The sequence below is a fragment of the Pseudoalteromonas sp. SG43-4 genome (genome assembly GCF_014164325.1).
In the GTDB taxonomy this organism is placed as follows: Bacteria; Pseudomonadota; Gammaproteobacteria; order Enterobacterales; family Alteromonadaceae; genus Pseudoalteromonas; species Pseudoalteromonas distincta.
The window spans coordinates 29,132-52,752 of the sequence record NZ_JACJFB010000007.1; the positions used below are offsets into that span (position 1 = coordinate 29,132).

Below are 23,621 nucleotides of genomic sequence, written 5' to 3' on the forward strand. Positions count from 1 at the left end.
AAAACCTAATGAATGCCAAATTTATGCAATATTTCATTCAAGCTTGATTTATTAATAGGTTTATCAATAAAATCAATTGCGCCAAGTTGGGCGACTCGTTGCTTCATTTTCTCCTGTATATCAGCAGAAATAACCAACACAAAGCACTCTATTTTTTCTGTTTTTATAGTTTCAAGTACTTGTATACCATCAACCTCTGGCATGGTGAGGTCTAGGCACAGTAAATCAAAGTTTTGTGCTCTTAAAAGATCGAGGGCGTTTGCTCCATTTATAGCTTGTTGTATATCTGCGTCTATACACTCATTTAAACACCGCACGACTTGTTTACGAGCAACAGCAGAATCATCACAGACTAATATCGAAAATTTCATCATGTTTACTACTACACAACCATCAAAGTTATTAAAAGACCATCTTTCTTTGCACTCAGGACACTTTAACACGCATCTAAATACTTAGCGCATTAATAATTCAATGCAATGATAAATATAGAATTAACTCATTTAAATATGATTAACGAAACTAAATTCTAATCAAACTTACAAAACTTAACGTCTAGCAAATTTACTAATTCATAGCTGAGTTTAATTACATTAATACTACATACCGACTTAATTAGATTTATCTTATTAAATTTTAACTTTTTTATTTATTTTTAGAGGTTTATTGACTAACTTTTAAATTACAATAGTAACGTTACAAAAATAACAAAGGATGAACAAGTCACTCATGTTACAAAAAAGCCTTTCTAAGAAGCTGCTAACAAGCGTTTTATCCGTTTATTTTTTGCTTACCTTCGTAGTGACTTGCGGACAGGTGCTTGCTGAATATCTCAATACTAAAGACTATATACGTGATGAATTAAGTACATTACAAAAAACCTTTAGTCGTAGCTTAACACGTGCAATTTGGGAGCTTAATACCAAGCAAACAATTACAACAGCAGAAGGTTTACTCGCCATTCCCATGATTGAAGGGATTATTGTTCGAGACGACAGCGGCGAAATTATTTCACAGTTAGGGCGCTCGCTCGACATACATAAGCTATATAACCAACAGTTAGTACAAGAAGAAGCTATTTTAGAAGACGCAAAATCCGGTCTGTTTGGTTACACCTTTCCACTTATTTTTGAATTTTCTGGCCGTGCTACCCAAGTGGGCGACGTTACCTTGTTCTCTAGCCGAGAAGTTGTTTTAAGCCGAATTATGGTATCAATCTACTTTTTGATTGGTAATGCGATGATTAAAACTACCTTTTTAATCATTTTATTTTTAATGGCATTTAGAAAGCTTCTTACAGATCCCTTAGCTGAGCTTACTGAGCAACTAGAAAACCTAGAATTAGATGAGCTAGAAGGACAACACATAGAAATAGAAACAGAGGAGCATAACGAACTAAAAGTAATGGAGCAGTCGTTTAACAAACTAATAGATAAAGTGGTTCAGTACAGAAAAGAGCTTGAGCACACCCAAAAAGAACTTATTATTAGTAACGAAAAGCTCGATCATCACAACATACAACTTGAGCAAGACGTAGCCCGTAAAACATCAAACTTAAGCCAAGCAATGATGGAATTACAACAGCAAAAATACGAACTTGAGAAGCAAAAAATTGTGCTCACTGAAGAAATAGACTTACGCCGCAGCACAGAGCAAGAGCTAATTACAAAACAAACTGAATCTCAGCGTTATATAGAGGAATTAAGCCTTGCACAGGAACGTTTATTGGGCACAGAGAAGATGGCCGCACTAGGCGGGCTTGTGGCGGGTATTACGCATGATATTAACACCCCTATTGGGATAGGTGTAACGGCAATATCGTTTTTGCAAGAACGCTTAAATAAACTCGAAAGTGCTTATAGTGAAAAAACACTTTCACCAAAAGCACTAGAAGAATTTATTAACGAAGCAAAACAAAGTACAAGCTTGTTAACCACTAACTTAGATAGAGCCTCAGAGCTTATTGCTAGCTTTAAGCAAATAGCGGTCGATCAGGCCAGTGAAGCTGTAAGAACTATTAACTTTAAAGATTACACTAACGAAGTAATACGCTCACTGCATCCAAAACTAAAAAAGACATCCCATACAATAAAATTAGAATGCCCTGATGATTTAGTTTTAAATTTACCGGCAGGCGCCATCAGCCAAATTTTTACTAACTTAATTATGAATTCACTCATTCATGGCTTTGAAGGTAAAAGCAACGGTGTGATGGATATCAAAATAAGCGCAGATGACACTAACTTAACGATTGATTACAAAGATGACGGTAACGGAGTTACCAGTGAGCAATTGAAAAAATTGTTTGACCCATTCTTTACGACTAAACGCGATGAGGGCGGAAGCGGATTAGGTACCCATATAATGTTTAATTTAGTTAAACAAACTCTTAGTGGATCTATTGATGCAACGAGTGAACCTGGTAAAGGTCTGCGTTACTATATTCAATTTCCAAAGAACATGGCTAAGCCAATGCCTATTTTTGATAAATATGAATAAAAAAGTATATGCATTAAATTATTAGGGCGTGTTGTTCTTTGGTGGTTGAATTTGCAGCAATATGTTTGGTTTTTAGGCAAGGCAGAGCCTATGTAGTGTGGTTATTCCCCATAAATAGGCGATAACGCAGCATAAATACCAAACATGCGCTGCCCTTTGAGCTCGATCTAGGGACGATTAACTCTTTGTTGCCTACATGGATGTAGGTAAGGGGCGTGAGCAGGACCCGGAAGCTTTGCTCGGTTTTTACTTATTCTTACATGGGTGTAAGCCAGTAGGGTAACGCAGGAGCAGTTACCGAGCCCGCTAGGTTACAAACCTCACGCCGCGATTTAATCTCCCTTGGATTGAACAAATTTCAATCCATAAAGTTCAACACGCCCTAGTAACAAATCAGTCATTTCGAGATGCTGTTTTTATTGCTATGATTGGACAAATTTTTCAAATGGATCAATTCCCCTATGTGGTTTAGTAACCTTATTTGTTACCGCTTTAAGCAAGACGTTTCATACACCCAAGAAGATTTTGATAAAGCATTAGAGCAAGATTTATTTCGCCCATGTACTGGTCAAGAGCTTGCAACATTTGGTTGGACGAAAGCGTTTGGAAAGCATGGCGAAACACTATCGCATTTTTCTCAAAAAAGTATTTTAGTTTGCGCAAAACGTGAAGAAAAAGTACTCCCTGCTTCTGTTATCAACGAACTAGTTGCTGAGAAAATTGATCAGATAGAAGCCGAAGAAAACCGCCCTGTTAAAAAGAAAGAAAAAGACGAATTAAAAGAAAACATTCTTCATACTCTTCTACCCCAGGCATTTAAAAAGTCGAGCTTACAATTTGCCTTTATTGACCAAGAAAATGGCTGGGTGGTTGTAAATAGTGGCAGCTTTAATAAAGCTGAAGAGCTACTGGCACTACTTCGTAAATCGTTAGGAACGCTCCCAGTTGTACCTGCGTTTGCTAACTACGACCTAGATGTATTCTTAACTGATTGGTTAACTAACTTTAGTACACCAGAAGGCTTTGCTATTGGCTCTAACGCTGAGCTTGAAGAAGCTGACGACAGCGGTGCACAAGTAAAACTAAAAGGCCATGATCTGGCATGTGATGAGGTTAAATCGCACTTAGAAAGTGGTAAACGCGTAACTAAACTGGCACTTAATTGGCAAGAACGCCTTAAGTTTATGCTGCAAAACGATGGCTCTATCAAGCGTTTAAGTTACTCTGAAACTCTAAAAGAAGAGAACGCAGATATTCCTAAAGAAGATATGGCTTTAAAACTTGATGCTGACTTTATTTTAGCTTCTGAGGAAATAAAGCAATTACTTGAAGAACTAACCGCTGGCTTAGGTGACGTTGAAGATTTAGAAAAAGCGTAAATACCACAACCTACATAAATATTTAAGCGCTTTGAAGCTTTAAATAGATTCATATATAAGCAGGTTGGTATAACAGATAAAAAATCCGATAGCAGTTTACTGCTATCGGATTTTTTAATGGAATTTTTAGAAGCACTTATTTATATATTTGTTATCCGCGAACAGAATTTAGCTAACGTTCGGCGTATTAAAACCTAATGTAATCATCTTTTAAGTAAGAGCTTACAGCAAGGTTCAAAGGAAAGTTATGTAGAGTGATATGAGATTATCTGTATTCACTTCAAGCCGGAATGCACAAAAACTGAAATTTTGATTTTAATTGAAATCATTAACTTATTTGTGCAGATAACTTATTTTAGCTTTTAGCGTCTTCAACTTTAGGTTGGCGATATATTTTTATAATGTGGTATAAATTTACAAGCGACAATAAGCCGTTGGTAAAAATAACAGGTACTGCGCCAATGGCAACACCGTATGCAGTAAATACAATACAACCAAACATGTTGTACCAACGCAGTTTTACTACATCTGTCATTGTTAACGATGCAACCAATAAAGCTGATGCAATATAGCCTAAATATTCCCAACTCAATTGTTCTCTCCTAGCCTTTAGGTTAGCATTACATGTACTGCTAACTTATGGCACTTATAAGTATTGCAAAGTTACAACAAAATAAAAAAGCTAACTTGCTTAAAAACCTGAAAAAGTTTGCCGGAAAATACCAGCAAATTCTTAAATCATTACACGGGAAATGAAGGTAAAATAATACTATTAGCAAAGCTAATAATATTAGTAGCAAGTTAGCGTAAATTCTTAGTGTCTTAATGCTAACGTCATTAAGATGTAATAAATAGGACAAATGTCCGAAGAGCACATTGATGTTTCAATACCATTTTTCTAGTTACCTTGTTGATCAGCTTTTAACCTTTGCCGGTAGTAGCTATCAACAATCAAAAAAAGAAGTTCTGATCCATCAAGATCAGCCTTTAAGCAAGCTTGTGCTTGTACGCAGTGGCACTGTGTCGTTTAGTTACGACGTAGGTAATGGACGACGCCTGCTGTTAGGACAATTGGATTGTAACAACACCCTTATTGGTGAAATAGAAGCGCTAAATAATAATCCGTGTATTTATACGGTAACGTGCTTTAGCGATGTAACTTATAATCTTATTGAATTAAGACATTGGCGTGCTCTGCTGCTTGAAAAACCAGAACTGAGTTTATACACCGCACAAACTATTGCGGCTAAATTTCAGGAAAACCAAAAAATCAATTTAGATAAGCTACTACTACCATTGAGCTACAACATAGCCAAAGATTGCTTACTAAGAGCCGAGAACAACAACCCTACGCTACTTAGAGCCTATCCAACTGTAAATGCTGAAGCCGAACGCTTTGCTACCACTGAGCGAGCTTACAGACGTGTTGTTACAGAACTTGTCGAAAAAGGCTTGGTACTTAGAAGTAACGATGGCTTACAAGCAGTCGATATACCAAAGCTAAGTGAATACGTAGATAGCTTTGCTCAACTTTAAGTTATTTAAAATTTACCCATAAAAAAAGGCCTTAACGGCCTTTTTCTATTTATACAAATTACTGATTACTTCTCTAGCAAAATGTCATGAATTTTCACAAGATCAGATTTACCTGCAATAATTTCATCCGGTGTTAAACCCGATAGTTCATGCGGGAACACTAACCACTCTTCAGACTCATGAATATAATAATCTGGAACAGTGTCTACTTTTGAGTTTTTTGGCTTGTAGTACGGACATGCAATACGAATATCACGTGGCAAGTTTAAGCGCATAAGCTCTGAAAGCTTTTCTTTTAATGCAACAATACTACGACCAGAGTCAAATACATCATCAACAATTAATAATGAGTCGCCTGCATTTGCGTTCTCAACAATGTAATGCAAACCGTGGACTTTAATTTCTTTAGATTGTTTACCAATACCGTAATAAGACGATGTACGTACTGCAATGTGGTCAGTCTCAATGCCTTTATAATCGTAATATTCTTGAACAGCAATACCGATCGGTGCACCACCTCGCCAAATACCAATAATAAAATCAGGACGAAAGCCATCTTGGTATACTTGTGCCGCTACGCGGAACGAATCTTCAAGCAGCTGTTGAGCTGTGATGTAGCACTTATCTGACATAATTAGAAACCCCAGTGGTGGATATAAGATTTGAGCGCAGCTTAGAGTTAAGCAAAAATTAAACTCAAACAGGTATTGGCGACGGATTTTACCGCAAATGAAATAAAATTGCTTGCCTGTAAATTAAAAAATAGGCACCCAAAGGTGCCTATTTATAGTGTAAAAAGCATAATTTAGTAAATATTATGCTTTTTCTTGTAGGGTACGAGCAACCGTACGCATACCTTGAGTTGTTGCGCCCGCTGCCCATTGGCTTGTACTGCCCATGTTAAAAGCAGCAGCTAAATCTATGTGCACCCAGCCTTTCCCATCGTTTGGCACAAAGCGTGATAAAAAGCCTGCAGCATTCGATGCACCGCCGTAACCGCCACCCTTTTGTGCACGGCTATTTGCCGTATCAGCATAAGGAGATGGGCAGTTTTGTTGATGCCATTTTTCAAGAGGCAGTGGCCAAGCAGCTTCCATTTCTTGAGATGCAAAACTTTCAACTTCACGTGCAAGTTCTTTATCAAGTGCAAATAATGCATTGTACTCTTGGCCAACAGCAACAAGCGCTGCTCCAGTTAGTGTTGCTGCATCAATGATAAGTGGAGCGCCAGTCTCTCCTGCTGCCATTAAGCCATCAGCAAGTACTAAGCGACCTTCAGCATCCGTGTTTACAATTTCAACTGTTGTGCCATTTTTGTAAGTAAGAATGTCACCTAATTTGTATGCATGACCCGAAATTAAGTTCTCAGCACAACATAAAAACAGCTTAATACGTTTTTCAATACCACGGTTAATAGCCAATGCTAAACCTGCTGTTACTGTTGCAGCGCCGCCCATGTCGCACTTCATACCAAGCATACCTTCGCTTGATTTAATTGAGTAACCACCTGAGTCAAACGTAATACCTTTACCTACAAGCGCAGCACTTACTGGTGCATTTTCGTCGCCTGTTGGGTTGTAATCAAGCTCAAGCAATACTGGTGGGCGAACACTACCGCGACCAACTGCATGAATACCAATCCACTGTTGTTCTAGTAACGCATCACCTTTAATAATTTGGTAACTTACATGTTCAGGCGCTAATGATTGAATAAACTCAGCTGCTTTTTCAGCTAGGCTTTCTGGGTATATGTCATCGGCAGTACCGTTAACCATTTCACGTGCCCAAATTGCTGACGTTTTTAAGTGAGCAAGTTCTTTAATATCTGATTGTGCGTTATCAACAAACTCAACACCGTTTAATGATTTTGGTGTTACAAAGCCTTGGTAAAAAGCCCACTGGCTTTCTGTACACCAAGTATCACCTGCTAATTCAACATTTTTAACGCCTTGGCTTGCAATAGTACGGCCTGCTTTTTGAACATTTTTTAATGTGTCTTGCTCAGATAAATGAACAGTTGCACCGCGCTCGTTAAAAGACAATGACGCATTATCGCCCCAATGACTCGCTGCTGCTTGTTCGCTTAGTTGAACAACAAATTTTTCACTCATGTTAGAATTCCCTTGCACTTAAATGTGCCACCGAGTTTACTATAGAGCGCTTAAGTTCCCAACAGCTTGAGATAAATAACATAAATCACACTGCTGAGCAGTGTTTACGCTTTGGAAGTTATTATGAAGTACACGCCAGCGCTGCAACCAGCCATATTATTAAAGCGCTACAAACGCTTTTTAGCTGATTTACAATTAAGTGATGGCAGCGAATTTACCGCCCACTGTGCAAATACAGGTAAAATGACGGGATGCGCTGAGCCAGGCTTTACTGCTTTTTATTCAAAGAGCGATAACGCAAAACGAAAATACCCGCATTCATTAGAGCTTACGCAAAATAACTTATCGCAGCTTATTTGTGTAAATACAGCGGTGGCTAATAAAGTAGTAGAAGAAGCAATAAACAATAATGTGATAAGCGAACTACTCGACTACAGTCAATTGCAAAGCGAAGTGAAGTACGGCAGCGAAAACAGTCGTATCGACTTTTTACTCACAGACGAAAATAAGCCCGATTGCTATGTAGAAGTTAAGTCAGTCACATTATTAAGCGAAAATGCACCACAAAGCGGGCAAGGCTACTTTCCTGATGCGCAAACACTGCGTGGACAAAAACATATCCGCGAACTAATAGAAATGATCGAACAAGGCCACCGAGCAGTATTACTGTTCGCTGTTTTGCATGAGGGAATAAATACCGTAAGTGCAGCTGCGCATATTGATAAAAAATACGCCACGTTATTAAACCAAGCAATAATAGCCGGTGTTGAAGTATTAGCATACAAAGCCAAAATTTCAGCTAATGGAGTCTTACTTCATAAAAGAATAGCATTTATAGAATAGTGTAATAAACCAACGGATTGAACTAAGCGTAATTTACAAAGTACTCCAATTATAGAAAGTGGTAAAAAGTGAATTATTAAAATTAACTTGTTTTTAAAGCTTTTGCCCATATAACAAGGCAAGTTTTAGAAAGCGAATATGTGAATTAATTAAAAGTGTAAATAAACTATTAATACACTTTTTTACTCAGTAAGCATGGTTGAAGCTAATTCGATTAATTAAAAATAAATTTGCCTAGGGTATAAGATTCTGTTATTTATACCGCCGGCTAATGCTGAGGCATTAAATTAAGGATTTAGGAGAGAGTTATGCCAGACCAAAAGAAACATGGTTTATTGGCTCAAGCCGGTTTAGAACCATACCAAGAAAAACCAGGCGAAGAGTACATGAATGATGCACAACGTGCTCATTTTAGAGCAATTTTAGAGACTTGGCGTAACGATTTACGTAACGAAGTTGATCGTACTAAATCGCACATGCAAGACGAAGCTGCTAACTTTCCTGACCCAGTTGACCGCGCTGCACAAGAAGAAGAATTCTCTTTAGAACTTCGTACTCGTGACCGCGAACGTAAATTAATCAAAAAAATTGAAAAAACAATTAATTTGATTAAAGAAGATGATTTTGGCTTTTGTGAGTCTTGTGGCATCGAAATTGGCATACGTCGCTTAGAAGCACGTCCTACTGCCGATTTATGCGTAGACTGTAAAACACTTGCAGAAATCAAAGAAAAGCAATCTGGACGCGGCTAATTAAAACTTATTAGTTAGTTATGTCTCCTACAGCCGTTACTGCGCCTATGCGTAAATATCGCGGTCGTTTTGCGCCGTCTCCTTCTGGGCCATTACATTTTGGCTCACTTGTAGCGGCTGTGGGTAGCTATTTAGATGCAAAAGCTAATCAAGGAAAATGGTTAGTTCGTATTGAAGACATTGACACTACGCGCGTGGTTAAAAACGCCGACTCCGATATTCTAAATACCTTACAAGCCTACGCCCTTTATTGGGATGAACCTGTTGTATACCAAACACAGCGCCTGTCTTTATATCAAGATATTACCCACTCACTTTTAGAGCAAAACCTTGTTTATGGTTGCACCTGTACTCGCAAGCAGATAAAAGCCATTGGCGGTATTTATCAGGGGCATTGCAAAGCACTTAATCATCATACTCAATCCGGCGCGCTTCGTTTAGTTCAGCAACATCCAACGACTCAATTTAGTGATTTAATTCAAGGTGATATATCGGTAAATAGTGCATTATCCCACGAAGATTACTTAATTAAACGCAGTGACGGTTTATTTGCATATCAACTTGTTGTGGTCGTCGATGATATCGATCAAAGCATAAATCGAATTGTAAGAGGCGCAGATTTAATTGAACCAACAGCTCGGCAAATTAGTTTGTTTAAACAACTCGACAGCCCTGTACCTGAATTTGCTCATTTACCTTTAGCGGTTGCCAAACCCGGTTTTAAACTATCTAAACAAAATTATGCCCCCGCCATTTGTAAGCAAAATCCAAAGCCTGCTTTAATTAGCGCTTTTGAATTTTTAGGGCTACCTGTTATAGCTGATTTAAGCGACTTAAATATAGAACAATTAATCAATTGGGGAATTAAAAACTTTAGCTTAAAACAGGTCCCCCAAGTATCCGAAATACAAATTTCTCAACATCCACATAGCCAGAAAGTCCAATTTACACATTTAAGTAAATAAAATAGCTAAAAACGGCTTAATTTCAACACATCAACTTAATTTTTAAACCCTGCTGGTATATGATAGCCGCCTAAATATATGCTAATTACGTCAAACAGCTTGTACTGGGTTATAACCGCCCTATTTGCTGTAACTTTTGATTGCGATGCAGAGTCAATCACACCTTCTAGGAGACAGACTATTATTTCCAAGCTTTTTCAATTTTGCCGACAAATAATCGGCCCGAATACCAGTGCCGAAAGCGCTTCTGTAAGCAGTGAACCTATTGTTGTCACTCGTGGTGAGCATGGTATTTCTCGCAAACAATTTAGCCCAAATGCAATCAAAGTATTATACCGCTTAAAAGACGGTGGCTACGATGCCTACCTTGTTGGTGGTTGTATTCGCGATATATTGTTAGGCCAACAGCCAAAAGATTTTGACGTAGTTACTAATGCAACTCCAGATCAGGTAAAAAAACTATTTAGAAACTGTCGCCTGATAGGTCGTCGCTTTCGTCTAGCACACATTGTATTTGGCCGTGAAATTATCGAAGTGGCAACAATGCGTGGCCACCACGAAGCGCAAGAAGACAAAAATCAAATAAGCCAATCAAGCAATGAGGGCCAACTACTACGTGATAACGTATTTGGCAGTATTGAAGAAGATGCAGAGCGCCGCGACTTTTCAATCAACGCACTTTATTACTCAATTAAAGATTTTAGTATTCACGATTACGCCAACGGCTTAGCGGCAATTAAAGCTAAACAAATCGAGCTTATTGGCGACCCTGAAACGCGTTACCGCGAAGACCCTGTTCGTATGTTACGTGCAGTACGTTTTGCCACTAAGCTTGATATGAGCATTGCGCCTAAAAGTGAAAAGCCAATTAGCGAGCTTGCAAGCTTGCTTGATAACATTCCGCCAGCACGTTTATTTGAAGAAATTCTTAAACTGTTTTTAAACGGCAAGGCCGAAGCTAACTTTTTAATGCTGCGTAAATACGGCTTATTCCGCTCACTTTTTCCTGAACTTGATAAAATTTTAGATAAAAACCCAAGTGGCTTAGAGCACACGCTTATTCAGCAAATGTTTCAAAATACCGACAAGCGTATTAATGCCGATAAAAAAGTAACACCGGCGTTTATTTTTGCTGCCCTACTTTGGTTCCCACTGCTTGAGCGCACTAAAAAAATTCAAAGCCAAGAGCAATTATCTGAATACGATGCTTTCGCACAAGCAATGAATAAAGTACTAAGCGATAATTCACAGCATATAGCTGTTCCTAAGCGCTTTACTTTAGGTGCTCGCGATATTTGGCATATTCAGCACCGCTTAGATAAACGTGCTGGCCAACGTGCATACAGGCTAACGCAACAGCCTCGCTTTAAAGCCGCTTACGACTTTTTATTATTACGCGTAGATGCAGGCGAAACACAGCATACAGAGCTTGCTCAGTGGTGGACACAATACTTAAGTAAAGATATAAACGGCCAAAAAGAGATGGTTAAAAGCTTAGGTCATCAAGGTGGCCCTAAGCCGCGAAAGCGCCGTCGCCCTACTAAAAAGCCAACTGAGTAATAACATGCATTGTGTTTATTTGGGTTTAGGTGCCAACCTAAACTCACCAAAAGAGCAGCTTGATAACGCGATAATTGCGCTTAAAAAGCTGCCTAATTGTGAATTTGTAAACGTATCGCATTACTATGCAAGTAAGCCTATGGGCCCACAAGATCAACCAGACTATATCAATGCCGTAGCCTGTATTAAAACGACCCTTGCTCCAGAGCAATTACTTGATTTAACACAAAGTATTGAGCTTGAGCATGGTCGAGTAAGAAAAGCTGAGCGTTGGGGTCCACGCACACTTGATATCGATACCCTATTATTTGATGATCAAATTATAAATACGGCGCGCTTAACCGTGCCTCATTATGGTTTGAGTGATCGCGAGTTTGTGGTTTACCCACTATTAGAGCTTGCACCTGAACTTATTTTACCTAGCGGCATTGCATTAAAAACCATTGCAAATAACTTACCGCTCAACGACTTACAACAATTACCTCTGTAATTAACCTAGGCTTTTGCCTGCGAGGATATTATGTCTAAAATAACCGTTTCTACTTTAAATAAAATGAAAGCAGAAAATAACAAAATTACTGCATTAACAGCCTACGACGCTAGTTTTGCAAAGTTATTTCATAATAACGGCGTTGAAGTTATTTTAGTGGGCGACTCATTGGGCATGGTACTACAAGGCGGCGATGACACCCTTGGCGTAACAAATCAAGATATTGCATATCATACCCGCTGTGTACGCGCTGGTAGTCGTGAATTATTTGTAATTGCTGACTTACCTTTTATGACCTACTCAAGCGTTAGTGATACCTGTAAAAATGCAGCTGAGCTTATGCGCGCTGGCGCAAACATGATTAAACTTGAAGGCGGAGAGTGGCTTTACGAGAGCATTAAAGTACTCACTCAACAAGGTATCCCAGTTTGCGGGCATTTAGGCCTTACACCACAGTCAGTTCATGTATTTGGTGGCTTTAAAATACAAGGTCGCGAAGAAGATAAAGCACAAAAAATGATTGATGATGCGAAAGCACTTGAAGCTGCTGGCGCGCAATTATTAGTACTTGAGTGTATTCCAAGTGCCCTGGCAAAACGCATTACAGACGCTTTAAGTATCCCAACTATTGGTATTGGTGCAGGCAGCTTAACTGACGGCCAAATACTGGTAATGCATGACCTGGTTGGTATTTCGGCAGGTTACATTCCTAAATTTTCTAAAAACTTTTTGCTCGAAACAGGCAATATGCCTGCAGCCGTTCAAAAGTATTGTACAGATGTTAAAAGTGGCGCATTTCCAAGCGCTGAACATGAGTTTAAATAATGCAATCAATAACTGAAATCAGATCGTTACGTAGTCAAATTAAAGCATGGCGCCAAGCAGGTCTTAGCGTGGCGCTTGTGCCAACAATGGGCAACTTGCACCGTGGGCATTTTTCGCTAGTAGAAAAAGCAAAAAACTTGGCCGACAAAGTCGTTGTAAGTATTTTTGTAAACCCAATGCAATTTGGTGCTAACGAAGATTTAGATAACTATCCTCGTACGCTAAACGAAGACAAACAAGGCCTTGCTGAACTAGGCACTGATATTGTATTTACCCCAAGTGTAGAAACAATCTACCCTAACGGACTGGGTGCACAAAGCTTTGTAGATGTACCTGACATTTCATTAGGCTATTGCGGTGGCTCACGTCCAGGTCACTTTAGAGGTGTTGCAACAATCGTAACTAAGTTATTTAACTTAGTGCAACCAGATTACGCCTGCTTTGGTGAAAAAGATTTTCAGCAACTACAAGTAATCAAAACTATGGCACGCGACTTATCAATTCCGGTTGAAGTCATTGGTGTACCTACAATGCGAGAAGTTTCTGGCCTTGCTATGAGCTCACGTAATGGTTACTTATCTGATGATCAAAAAGCGACTGCAACCGTATTATTTAAAGCCCTTAATACGTGCGCTGAGCAACTTAAAAGTGGCGAGAAAGACTTTGTAAAACTTGAAAGCTTAGCTAAACAAAGTTTAGAGAAAGCAGGCCTAAAACCAGACTATTTTGAGATTGCTCAACGAGATACATTAAAAACTGCTACAATCGAAGATACTCAATTTGTTATTTTAGCCGCAGCCTATTTTGGTGGTGTTAGATTGATCGACAATATCCAAGTCGAAATTTAATATTATTGCGACTCCATTTTAAGGATAAGAAGCATGCACACTTTAATAAAAACAAGCGTAGTCGCCCTTACTTTTGCACTATTGGCAGGTTGTCAAAACCAAGTTGAAAACCCTGAAATGAATCAGTGTGCTCAACAAAACTACCAGTGTGAAAGTAGTTGTGAACAGCAAACAACTGCTGAGGGCTTAAAGCAACAAGTATGCTCTGGCAAATGTGTTGAGAGCTATAATCAATGTAAAGCACAAGCCGAAAAATTAGGTAATATTTAATTCCTTAAAGTTTTTAGTTTTAGGCACAAAAAAACCGCTCAATGAGCGGTTTTTTATTGCTTATAGTTTATTAATTTAAACCAAGCTTCTTAAGTTCTGTTTCTACTAGCTTTGCAGAAAGTGGTACATAACCATCTTTTTCTACAATTTGCTGACCATCTTTTGAAAGTACCATTTTTAAGAATTGCGCTTCCATTGGAGACAACGGCTTGTTTGGGTGCTTATTCACATAAAGGTATAAAAAGCGAGATAATGGATATTTACCTTGTGCAACGTTATCAAGTGTTGCATCAACAAAGTTATCGCCTTTTTTAGCTAGCGGTACTGTACGTACGCCCGATGTTTTATAACCAATACCTGAGTAACCAATTGCATTTAATGAAGATGAAATTGACTGTACTACTGATGCAGAACCCGGTTGCTCATTTACGTTATTACGGAAATCACCTTTACAAAGTGCTTTCTTTTTAAAGTAACCATACGTACCTGATACTGAGTTGCGTCCGTAAAGTTGCACATCTTTAGCTGCCCAATCACCTGTTAGACCAACATCGCTCCAACGGTTAACTTGTTCTGGTGCGCCACATTTACGAGTAGATGAAAAGATAGCATCTACTTGGTCAATACGAAGACCTTCAATTGGGTTATCTTTATGTACAAATACAGCAAGTGCATCAATAGCTACGCGAACTTCTGTTGGCTTGTAACCGTAACGTTTTTCGAACGCTTCGATTTCTTTAGATTTCATTTTACGGCTCATTGGACCTAGGTTAGCTGTACCTTCGGTAAGTGCCGGTGGAGCAGTAGAAGAACCTGCTGCTTGAATCTGAATATTTACATTTGGGTAAATACGTTTGTACTCTTCAGCCCAAAACGTCATCATGTTGGCTAAAGTGTCAGAACCTACTGATGAAAAGTTGCCTGAAACACCACTAATTTTTTGATACTCAGGAATATTTTGGTCTAGAGCAACTGCTTGTGCAGATACGAAAGTTGTAACAGCCACACCCATTGCGGCAACTAAGTTTTTAAATTTCATGTAGAGTTCTCCGGTTTGTTCGTTCCATTTTCTAACTGCTGCCCACTCTAAAGTGAGTACATGACAGTTACATTACTCTTAAATGACACTTTTATGACTTGACCTATTAGCTTAATTATTTAGTCAGCGAAACTATCTTATCTATTGAAAATTCAAAAGAAAAACACGATCCTTTGTTAACTTCACTGCGAATATTTAATTTACTATCATGGCGAGTTAACACATGTTTTGTTATAGCGAGCCCTAAGCCTGAGCCACCTGTTGTTCTACTGCGAGCTTTATCAACACGATAAAAACGCTCAGTTAATCGGTTAATATGCTCAGGCGCAATACCATCACCATTATCGGTAACACTAAAACACGCTTTATTGTTTTTGCGCTGCCAGCAAACTTCTACTTTACCGCCTGGTTTTGTGTAATGAATCGCGTTGAATACTAAATTAGAAAACGCACTACGCAGTTCATCCTCAGAGCCTTTAATATCAAGGGTTTTATCAATATCAAAAATAAGTTCGTGGCCTTTGTCTTGATTAATTGAGTTTGCTTCAGTGTGAATATAACCAAGTAATTGCGGCACATTTATAGCTTTATCATTGTCTTGGCGACGAGCACCTTCAATACGCGAAAGCGATAGTAATTGGCTGACTAAGCTATCCATGCGCTTGCATTGTTCAAGCATAGTATTTTGCGCTTTGTTCCACATTGCTGGCGGCGGCATCATGTCGCCATCCATCATCTCAAGATACCCTGTAACCACTGTAAGCGGTGTACGTAGTTCATGCGACACATTGGCTACAAAGTCTTTACGCATCTGTTCAAGCTGTTTTAAGCGCGTTACATCACGCACAACAACCATAAGTTGCGTACTTGCATATGGCATTACCCTAAACTCAAGCACCTGCTCAATACTATGACCATTATCCAGCTCAAGCGCATCGTCAAATTCGCCTTTGTGCATGTATTTAGCAAACTTAGGTTCGCGAATTAAATTATCAAGGCGCTGACCATGATCCGTAGGCCACTGCAAACCAAGCACTTTAAGGGCTAGTTGATTACACCACACAATACTTAAATCATTTTGTAATACCACAACCGCATCAGGTACCGCTTCAGCCCCATCGCGAAAGCGACGAATTAAATCTGCAAGCTCATTACGTTTTTTACGATTACGGTGCTGGAGATGGTAAATACCTTCAAACACTTGCTCCCATGCACCCTCACCCTCTGGTGGATTAAAGCTGCGTTGATTAAGTAGCCAATCGCTCAAACGATAAAGTTGATGGTAGTGCCAAATAAGGAGGGAAAAAGATCCTAAAAATAAAAGCAAAAATGGCGCGCCAACCAGCACACCAATTAATAGTAAGGGTAAAAAATAGATAAACAGGCGCTTTACTAACGCCTGCTTATTAACAACTCGATACATACACTCACTTTACCTTAGAGTAGTAATACATGCGTATTTTACACATTAGCTAAGCTTTAAGCTGATCACAGCTTACTTGAAAAACGATACCCAGCGCCACGTACTGTTTGCACCAAACGGTCATGTCCAAGTGGGCCAATTGCTTTACGCAGGCGACGAATGTGAACATCAACAGTGCGATCTTCTACGTAAACGTTAGTTCCCCACACATGATCAAGCAGTTGTTCACGGCTATAAACACGCTCTGGGTGAGTCATAAAAAAGTGCAGTAATCTAAATTCGGTTGGCCCCATATCAAGCTCGTTACCTTCTGAGGTAACACGATGCGAAATAGGGTCTAAACGCAGGCCATGTACTTCAATAGCTTCTTCTAATGAGGTTGGCGATACACGGCGAATAACCGCTTTAATACGTGCCATAAGCTCTTTAGGAGAAAACGGCTTGGTGACGTAATCATCTGCACCTACTTCAAGGCCGCGTACTTTGTCTTCTTCTTCGCCGCGAGCTGTAAGCATAATAATTGGGATTTGGCGGGTGTGTTCGTTTTGCTTAAACTTTTTAGCAATTTGAATACCGCTTCCACCTGGTAACATCCAATCAAGTAAAACCATATCTGGGTAAGGTTCAACCATAGCTGCAATAGCAGAGTCGTAATCTTCTGCTTCAATTGCTTGAAATCCATTTTGCTCTAAAACAAAAACCAACATCTCCCTGATAGGAGCTTCGTCATCTACGACTAGTACTTTACGTGACATTCCAATTTATCTCTTACGCTATCGAATTAGTTTTCATTATTATGACTAAGTATGACATTTTTATGAAAGTGTAACGTGTAAATTAAAATGGTGGTAAAAAAAACACAAATTAGTGACAAAAAACCTCATTAACGTCATATTTTTAAAACCTTTTTAATATTTAACGTAATAAAAAGAGATTTACGATAAATTTATGTAATAGCTAACTTTTTAAAATTATCTTTTTTGTATCGCTATTTAAACCACTAAACAATATTAAACTAGCTGGGATCATTGTTTTACTAACCAAGACATTTTTACAGATCGATCGTTTAAAAGTAGCTTTAAAGCCATTTTAAAATCAACAAACCCGCCTGTGTAACAAACAATACGTTCAAAAATAGATCTAAATTTTACTAAGCCCCAAATAAAGGATCAGATTTTTACCAAGCCGATCAACCCTCAGATCAGAGTTGTACCTAGTCAAAGCCATAAGTTGTTGATTGTTTATACAAATAAATAACGATCAAATTATCTCAGAACCCATATATAGCATTAAAGTGTATTTGGCTTAGTAAAGTAATGATCCGAAAAAGGCTGTGTTAGTAAATGCGTGATCCCAAAATTCCGCGTTGGTAATGCAGTGATCTGATCAAAAAACCGTAATCTGTAATATAAAAAGGGCTGACATTAAAAAAGCCAGCAACAAAGTTACTGGCTTAGGGCCTGTTGACCTTTCAGGATTAAAATTTGTTCAATCTAGGGACGATTTAATCGCGGCGTGAGGTTTGTAACCTAGCGGGCTAAGTAAAAACCGAGCAAAGCTTCCGCGTCCTGCTCACGCCCCTTACCTACATCCATGTAGGCAACAAAGAGTAAATTACCCCTAAGCAGAACCCTTCGGGCAGCGCATGTTTGGCATTTATTCCACGTTATCGCCTATTTATGGGGAATAACCACACTGCATAGGCTCTGCCTTGCCTAAATACCAAACATACTGCTGCAAATTCAACCTCGAAAGATAAACAGGCTCTAATAATGATCAATTATAAATTGATCTATTATCTAATTTTAGGGTCTAGTTCGCCGCTTAAGTATTTAAGGTGCATTTCATCAAGTGAAATTGGCTTAATTTTACTAGCCTGACCAGAAGTACCAAACGAGTTATAGCGTGCAACGCAAATCTCTGTCATTGCTTTTGTAGCTTCAGCTAGGTATTTACGTGGATCAAAGTTAGATGGGTTAAGCGCCATATGACGGCGAATTGCACCGGTAGATGCTAAACGTAAATCGGTATCAATATTTACCTTGCGAACACCAAACTTAATGCCTTCAACAATCTGCTCAACTGGCACACCATAAGTTTCTGGAATTTCGCCACCGTACTGATTAATAATTTCTAACCATTCTTGAGGAACTGAAGATGAGCCATGCATCACTAAGTGCGTGTTAGGAATACGGGCATGAATCGCTTTAATGCGATCAATCGCTAAAATGTCATCTGTTGGTGGGCGAGTAAATTTATAAGCACCGTGTGAAGTACCGCAAGCAATTGCAAGTGCATCAACGTGGGTTTTATTTACAAAGTCAGCCGCCTCTTCAGGGTCTGTTAGCATTTGATCCGTTGTTAATAACCCTTCTGCGCCAACGCCATCTTCTTCGCCAGCTTCACCTGTTTCAAGTGAACCAAGTACACCTAGCTCGCCTTCAACCGATACGCCACAGGCATGCGCCATAGCAACTGTTTCGCGCGTTACTTCTACATTGTATTCGTAGCTTGAAGGGGTTTTGCCGTCGCTCATTAACGAGCCATCCATCATTACTGATGAAAAACCAAGCTGAATTGAACGCTGACATACACCTGGCGATGTGCCGTGATCTTGATGCATTACAACGGGGATATGTGGCCATTCTTCAACGGCTGCTAAAATCATATGACGAATAAATGGAGCACCAGCATAAGCACGTGCGCCAGCTGATCCCTGAACGATTACTGGACTGTTTGTTTTGTCAGCCGCTTCCATTATTGCGCGCATTTGCTCTTGATTGTTAACATTAAAAGCAGGTACGCCGTAACCATGCTCTGCTGCATGATCTAAAAGTTGTCGCATACTGATTAAAGCCATTGGGTATTCTCCAATTTATCGACAGTAGTTCCCTACCATCTAGTTTGAACGGATGTGTTAGTTTGGCGTTATAACAACGCCACGAAAAACCACTGCTTTGCAGTAATATTCCGTCTAAATTAACGACTAAATTAGGGTGAGAGGTATTTAGTAATTAATTGTCGGTGAGGGCTATTACACCCTCACCTTACGCGACTAAAATTACTTAGCGCGCGACTCTAGCATTTCAACTGCTGGAAGTTTTTTGCCTTCTAAAAACTCTAAGAACGCACCACCACCAGTAGAAATATAAGATACTTTATCGGCAATGCCGTATTTATCGATTGCAGCTAAGGTATCACCACCACCCGCAATTGAAAACGCATTTGAGTTAGCAATTGCTTGTGCAATAGCACGAGTACCATTACCAAATTGGTCAAACTCGAACACGCCAACTGGACCATTCCATACAACAGTGCCTGCATTTGCAATAATTTTTGCAAGCTTGCTCGCTGTATCAGGGCCAATATCAAAAATCATATCATTGCTTGTTACTTCGCTTACATCTTTAAGTGTAGCTACAGCAGATTCAGAAAACTCATTACCAACCACTACGTCAGTCGGTACCGGAATTTCACCATTATTAGCAATCGCTGCTGCACATAAACGGTTCGCTTCATCCATTAAATCAGGTTCGTAAAGCGATTTACCAACTGGGCTACCTGATGCAGCAATAAAGGTATTTGCAATACCGCCGCCGGTAACTAATTGGTCAACAATTTTAGAAAGTGAATCTAAAACGGTAAGCTTAGTAGATACTTTAGAACCACCAACAATCGCTACTAATGGACGCGCTGGATTATCAAGTGCTTTTCCTAACGCTTCAAGCTCAGCCGATAACAATGGACCTGCACATGCCACATCAGCAAATAAACCAACGCCATGGGTAGACGCTTGTGCACGGTGAGCCGTACCAAATGCATCCATTACATATACATCACACAGTGCTGCTAGTTGCTTAGATAGCGCTTCGTCGTTTTTCTTCTCGCCTTTGTTAAAGCGCACATTTTCAAAAACAACCACTTCGTTATCAGCAATATCAACACCGTTTAGGTAATCTTTTTCTAAACGTACAGTTTGCTCTAGGGCATCGTTTAAGTAATCAGCTACAGGTGCAAGCGAAAACGCTTCATCGTATTCCCCTTCCGTAGGACGGCCAAGGTGTGACATAACCATTACTTTAGCGCCTTTCTCAAGAGCTAGTTTAATAGTAGGTAGTGCTGCACGAATACGCGCATCTGACGTCACTTTACCTGCTTTAACTGGTACATTTAAATCTTCACGAATTAATACGCGTTTGCCGTTTAAATCTAAATCTGCCATTTTTATGACCGACATGAACATCTCCTTAGTTAACGATACTGAACCTGAAAAATACGTTTAAAATTATTATATTAATAAATTACTTATTCACTGCCATCATAGCACGCGCTGTGTCGAGCATACGATTAGCAAAACCCCATTCGTTATCACACCATACTAATAACTTTATCAGTCGTTTGTGACTAACACGTGTTTGTGTGCCATCAATAATACAAGAATGTGGGTCGTGATTAAAATCAACCGATACAAGCGGCTCTTCGGTATAACTTAAAATACCTTCTAAGCGGTCTTTTGCTTGTGCTTTAAGTGCATTATTTACTGCATTTAAATCTACATCGGTATTAACCGTTACACTTAAATCCATTGCCGTGACATTTATAGTAGGTACACGTACGGCGATGGCTTCAAAACGGCCTTTAAATTTAGGTAAAATACGGTCTATACCACGAGCGAGCTTTGTATCAACTGGAATAATTGATTGGCTTGCAGCGCGAGTACGGCGTAAATCATGATGATAACCATCAATCACTTGTTGATCGTTCATCGACGCATGAATCGTTGTAATAGCGCCCGACTCAATACCAAATGCATCATCTAATACTTTAATAACCGGCACAACACAGTTAGTTGTACACGATCCGTTAGAAACAATTGTGTGCTCGCTTTTAAGCTCATCGTCGTTAATGCCATACACAATCGTAGCATCAACATCGTTATCGGCCGGATGCGAAAACAACACCTTTTTAGCGCCTGCGGTAATATGTAACTGCGCATGTTCACGCGAGTGGTAAACACCCGTACATTCAAGTACAACGTCTACATCGAGCGTTTGCCAAGGTAATTCAATTGGGTTTTCTTCACAAAAAAGTGCAATGGTATCGCCTGCAACACTAATGGTGTCTTCACCAAGTTTTACAGGAAAAGAAAAACGACCGTGGGATGTGTCGTATTTTAATAAATGAGCAATAGCTTCAGGATCAGCAAGTTCGTTAATCGCAACAATTTTTATATCGTCGCTCAAACCAGACTCGTATAACGCGCGGACAATATTTCGACCAATACGACCAAAACCATTAATTGCAAGTTTGATTGCCATGAAATATAAAATCCACTCTTTTAGCGTGCAGATAAAGGCAATACGCCTTTTAGATGTCTGTATTGTAATCGACCTTGCATCTGATTATAAGAGGGAAGCATTAGAAACTTTAAATTAACGTTGAAGAGCTTAGGCATTGCAAGCTCTTCAAGGGGTCTGACTTTTAAAATTAAGTTTTTTATACTAAATTTTTCAAAGCGTTAATTATATCTTCTGGCTCAGAACGAGTACGATAATCAACATCAACATAACGCCAAGTCACTTTACCTTGTTTATCTAAAACAAAGGTGGCAGGGATCGGTAAAACACTACTATTGCCATTGTTAACCGACTCTAAATCTAGGCCTCGGTCTACTCGCATATGCTCGAGTAAAAATGTGGGCACTTGCCATGCTACGCCGTAGCTTGCTGCTACATCGGCATTTTGATCACTCAGCACTAAAAAATCCATGTTACTTATATCGCTTTCGCTCATTGAGCCATCGGGTACTTGCGGGCTAATAGCCACCAGCTGCGCACCTAAAGCATGAATTTCAGGTAAACGTGACTGCAGTGCTTTCAGTTGTAAATTACAGTACGGACACCAACTACCACGATAAAAAGTAACAACCCAGGCCCTTTAGCAAGTAACTCAGTTAACTGCACCGATTGACCATGTTGATTTGGTAACTCAAAACTTGGTGCAATTTGGTTTAAATCAAGTGCATTAGCACCTTGTTGAAACGCTTTTGCTTGTGCAATCGTTTCATCAACACCTTTCATAAAATCAGGATTACCTTTGCGCCCTGCTGCTACTTTTGCCTCAGTTTGTGCTTTTAACGTGTTGCTTTCATCGCTCATAATATGGCTACCTTCAAATTAATCAAAAACTTAAAGCCAGCTTACATTATGAAAATGTATTTGAAATGAAAATTTTAACTTAATCATTTACCTCTAAATCAAACACCACGTTTATTGATGATTTAAATGTAATAGTTTCTTGTAAATACCTGCCTTGCTCGAATGGATTTCTAGTAACTTTAGAGCCGGTCACAACTATTCTATCAAAATCATCTACGCCATAACCATAACTTGAACGGTTAGAATTTGAATTAATACTGTAAATTTTTCCAATCTCTGCGCCAAATGCTTTGGCAAGCTTACCCCCTTTAACTATAGCGTTATCTATTGCGCCTTGTGTTGCTTCAGCTTCTAACTGCGAGGCTTTTGAAGACATAAGCTCAATATTCGTCAGTTCATTAATTTTTACACTTAGTGCAAAATCGATAAAATCATTCACTTTTTCAATATTTCTTAATGTTACTTTAAGTGTTCTTGTTGCTACATATCCTGCATTAATTGCTGTACCGCTCTCGACATTAAACATATCGTCATCATTATGAGTTAACAGGCTTGTAGCAGAAACATCAGTCTCCTTAACACCATACTTGCTTAAACCTTTAAGTAACAAATTTACTCGGTCATCAACATCACGTTTTGCATCAAGTGATTTGTCTTTAAAGCTTATTACTTCAAAAGAAATCTTAGCCATATCGGGCTTTGCTAATACCTCTGCAGTACCCTGCACTGCAATATGGCGATTAGCAGGCAAACTTGAATTAGCAAAAGTGATGAGTGGGAATAAGGTTAAGAAAATGGCAGTGATGAGTTTCATGATCGTCCTTGAAGTGATTAGTTAGATAATGATTACGTAACTGTACCTATAGTTATACGGATAACAATAAAAGTAAACTACTCTTTATTGTTGGCGGGAGTTTATCTCG

The 23,621-nt window shown here is 39.1% G+C and carries 22 protein-coding genes and 1 pseudogene; 11 read left to right on the plus strand and 12 right to left on the minus strand.

Annotated elements, in window-relative coordinates:
• Positions 1-5: 5 nt before the first annotated feature.
• Positions 6-374, minus strand: a complete 369-nt coding sequence (locus tag H5160_RS08720; protein WP_024596295.1) for a response regulator — start codon at positions 372-374, stop codon at positions 6-8.
• A gap of 355 nt (positions 375-729) precedes the next feature.
• Between H5160_RS08720 and H5160_RS08725 the strand changes: the two genes are divergently transcribed.
• Both H5160_RS08725 and rdgC read left to right on the plus strand, forming a co-directional pair.
• Positions 730-2,499, plus strand: a complete 1,770-nt coding sequence (locus H5160_RS08725) for a sensor histidine kinase (protein ID WP_024596296.1) — start codon at positions 730-732, stop codon at positions 2,497-2,499.
• A 461-nt stretch (positions 2,500-2,960) separates the two neighbouring features.
• On the plus strand, positions 2,961-3,878 hold the full coding sequence (gene rdgC / locus H5160_RS08730; RefSeq protein ID WP_182737228.1) for a recombination-associated protein RdgC: 918 nt from the start codon (positions 2,961-2,963) through the stop codon (positions 3,876-3,878).
• Between the two features lie 355 nt (positions 3,879-4,233).
• Here rdgC and H5160_RS08735 read toward each other — a convergent pair whose 3' ends face one another.
• On the minus strand, positions 4,234-4,470 hold the full coding sequence (locus H5160_RS08735; protein ID WP_002962663.1) for a YgjV family protein: 237 nt from the start codon (positions 4,468-4,470) through the stop codon (positions 4,234-4,236).
• Between the two features lie 287 nt (positions 4,471-4,757).
• Between H5160_RS08735 and H5160_RS08740 the strand changes: the two genes are divergently transcribed.
• Positions 4,758-5,414, plus strand: a complete 657-nt coding sequence (locus H5160_RS08740) for a Crp/Fnr family transcriptional regulator (RefSeq protein ID WP_002962665.1) — start codon at positions 4,758-4,760, stop codon at positions 5,412-5,414.
• A 65-nt stretch (positions 5,415-5,479) separates the two neighbouring features.
• On the opposite strand, the gene H5160_RS08745 is transcribed toward H5160_RS08740, so the two are convergent.
• Positions 5,480-6,046: a phosphoribosyltransferase gene (locus tag H5160_RS08745; protein ID WP_002962666.1), complete on the minus strand. Its 567-nt coding sequence runs from the start codon at positions 6,044-6,046 to the stop codon at positions 5,480-5,482.
• A gap of 183 nt (positions 6,047-6,229) precedes the next feature.
• A complete protein-coding gene (gene pepB / locus H5160_RS08750) occupies positions 6,230-7,525 on the minus strand; it encodes an aminopeptidase PepB (protein ID WP_002962668.1) in 1,296 nt (431 codons plus the stop codon).
• Between the two features lie 123 nt (positions 7,526-7,648).
• Between pepB and sfsA the strand changes: the two genes are divergently transcribed.
• From sfsA to H5160_RS08790, 8 genes are all read left to right on the plus strand, one after another.
• Positions 7,649-8,368 carry a DNA/RNA nuclease SfsA gene (gene sfsA / locus H5160_RS08755; RefSeq protein ID WP_182737230.1) on the plus strand — a complete coding sequence of 240 codons (720 nt, stop codon included), beginning with the start codon at positions 7,649-7,651 and terminating at the stop codon, positions 8,366-8,368.
• 308 nt (positions 8,369-8,676) lie between these two features.
• Positions 8,677-9,120, plus strand: a complete 444-nt coding sequence (gene dksA / locus H5160_RS08760) for an RNA polymerase-binding protein DksA (protein ID WP_002962671.1) — start codon at positions 8,677-8,679, stop codon at positions 9,118-9,120.
• A 20-nt stretch (positions 9,121-9,140) separates the two neighbouring features.
• Positions 9,141-10,085, plus strand: coding sequence for a tRNA glutamyl-Q(34) synthetase GluQRS (gene gluQRS / locus H5160_RS08765; protein ID WP_182737232.1), 945 nt, complete (start codon positions 9,141-9,143; stop codon positions 10,083-10,085).
• A gap of 78 nt (positions 10,086-10,163) precedes the next feature.
• Positions 10,164-11,645 carry a polynucleotide adenylyltransferase PcnB gene (gene pcnB, locus H5160_RS08770; RefSeq protein ID WP_002962675.1) on the plus strand — a complete coding sequence of 494 codons (1,482 nt, stop codon included), beginning with the start codon at positions 10,164-10,166 and terminating at the stop codon, positions 11,643-11,645.
• A 4-nt stretch (positions 11,646-11,649) separates the two neighbouring features.
• Positions 11,650-12,135, plus strand: coding sequence for a 2-amino-4-hydroxy-6-hydroxymethyldihydropteridine diphosphokinase (gene folK / locus H5160_RS08775; protein ID WP_024597168.1), 486 nt, complete (start codon positions 11,650-11,652; stop codon positions 12,133-12,135).
• Between the two features lie 30 nt (positions 12,136-12,165).
• A complete protein-coding gene (panB, locus tag H5160_RS08780) occupies positions 12,166-12,960 on the plus strand; it encodes a 3-methyl-2-oxobutanoate hydroxymethyltransferase (RefSeq protein ID WP_182737234.1) in 795 nt (264 codons plus the stop codon).
• Positions 12,960-13,808 carry a pantoate--beta-alanine ligase gene (gene panC, locus H5160_RS08785; RefSeq protein WP_024597167.1) on the plus strand — a complete coding sequence of 283 codons (849 nt, stop codon included), beginning with the start codon at positions 12,960-12,962 and terminating at the stop codon, positions 13,806-13,808. Before panB ends, panC begins: the two co-directional genes overlap by 1 nt.
• A 33-nt stretch (positions 13,809-13,841) precedes the next feature.
• Entirely contained in the window at positions 13,842-14,078 is a 237-nt protein-coding gene (locus tag H5160_RS08790) for a hypothetical protein (protein ID WP_024597166.1), read from the plus strand.
• Positions 14,079-14,148: 70 nt separating this feature from the next.
• Here the strand turns inward: H5160_RS08790 and H5160_RS08795 are convergent, their stop codons facing one another.
• The 8 genes and pseudogenes from H5160_RS08795 to H5160_RS08830 all read right to left on the minus strand — a co-directional run bounded on the left by H5160_RS08795 (position 14,149) and on the right by H5160_RS08830 (position 23,512).
• The gene (locus tag H5160_RS08795) at positions 14,149-15,117 is read right to left on the minus strand and encodes a PstS family phosphate ABC transporter substrate-binding protein (RefSeq protein WP_002962686.1); all 969 of its coding nucleotides are present in this window, start codon (positions 15,115-15,117) and stop codon (positions 14,149-14,151) included.
• Positions 15,118-15,232: 115 nt separating this feature from the next.
• Complete coding sequence (gene phoR, locus H5160_RS08800; protein ID WP_002962688.1) at positions 15,233-16,540, minus strand: phosphate regulon sensor histidine kinase PhoR; 1,308 nt, start codon at positions 16,538-16,540, stop codon at positions 15,233-15,235.
• A 65-nt stretch (positions 16,541-16,605) separates the two neighbouring features.
• Positions 16,606-17,295: a phosphate regulon transcriptional regulator PhoB gene (phoB, locus tag H5160_RS08805; RefSeq protein WP_006791869.1), complete on the minus strand. Its 690-nt coding sequence runs from the start codon at positions 17,293-17,295 to the stop codon at positions 16,606-16,608.
• Between the two features lie 1,040 nt (positions 17,296-18,335).
• Positions 18,336-19,400: a class II fructose-bisphosphate aldolase gene (fba, locus tag H5160_RS08810; protein WP_002961523.1), complete on the minus strand. Its 1,065-nt coding sequence runs from the start codon at positions 19,398-19,400 to the stop codon at positions 18,336-18,338.
• A 201-nt stretch (positions 19,401-19,601) separates the two neighbouring features.
• Complete coding sequence (locus tag H5160_RS08815; protein ID WP_002961525.1) at positions 19,602-20,777, minus strand: phosphoglycerate kinase; 1,176 nt, start codon at positions 20,775-20,777, stop codon at positions 19,602-19,604.
• A gap of 64 nt (positions 20,778-20,841) precedes the next feature.
• Positions 20,842-21,858, minus strand: coding sequence for an erythrose-4-phosphate dehydrogenase (epd, locus tag H5160_RS08820; protein ID WP_002961528.1), 1,017 nt, complete (start codon positions 21,856-21,858; stop codon positions 20,842-20,844).
• A 178-nt stretch (positions 21,859-22,036) separates the two neighbouring features.
• Positions 22,037-22,698 (minus strand): annotated as a pseudogene (locus H5160_RS08825) (peroxiredoxin-like family protein).
• 79 nt (positions 22,699-22,777) lie between these two features.
• Positions 22,778-23,512, minus strand: a complete 735-nt coding sequence (locus H5160_RS08830; RefSeq protein ID WP_182720667.1) for an SIMPL domain-containing protein — start codon at positions 23,510-23,512, stop codon at positions 22,778-22,780.
• Between the last annotated feature and the right edge of the window lie 109 nt (positions 23,513-23,621).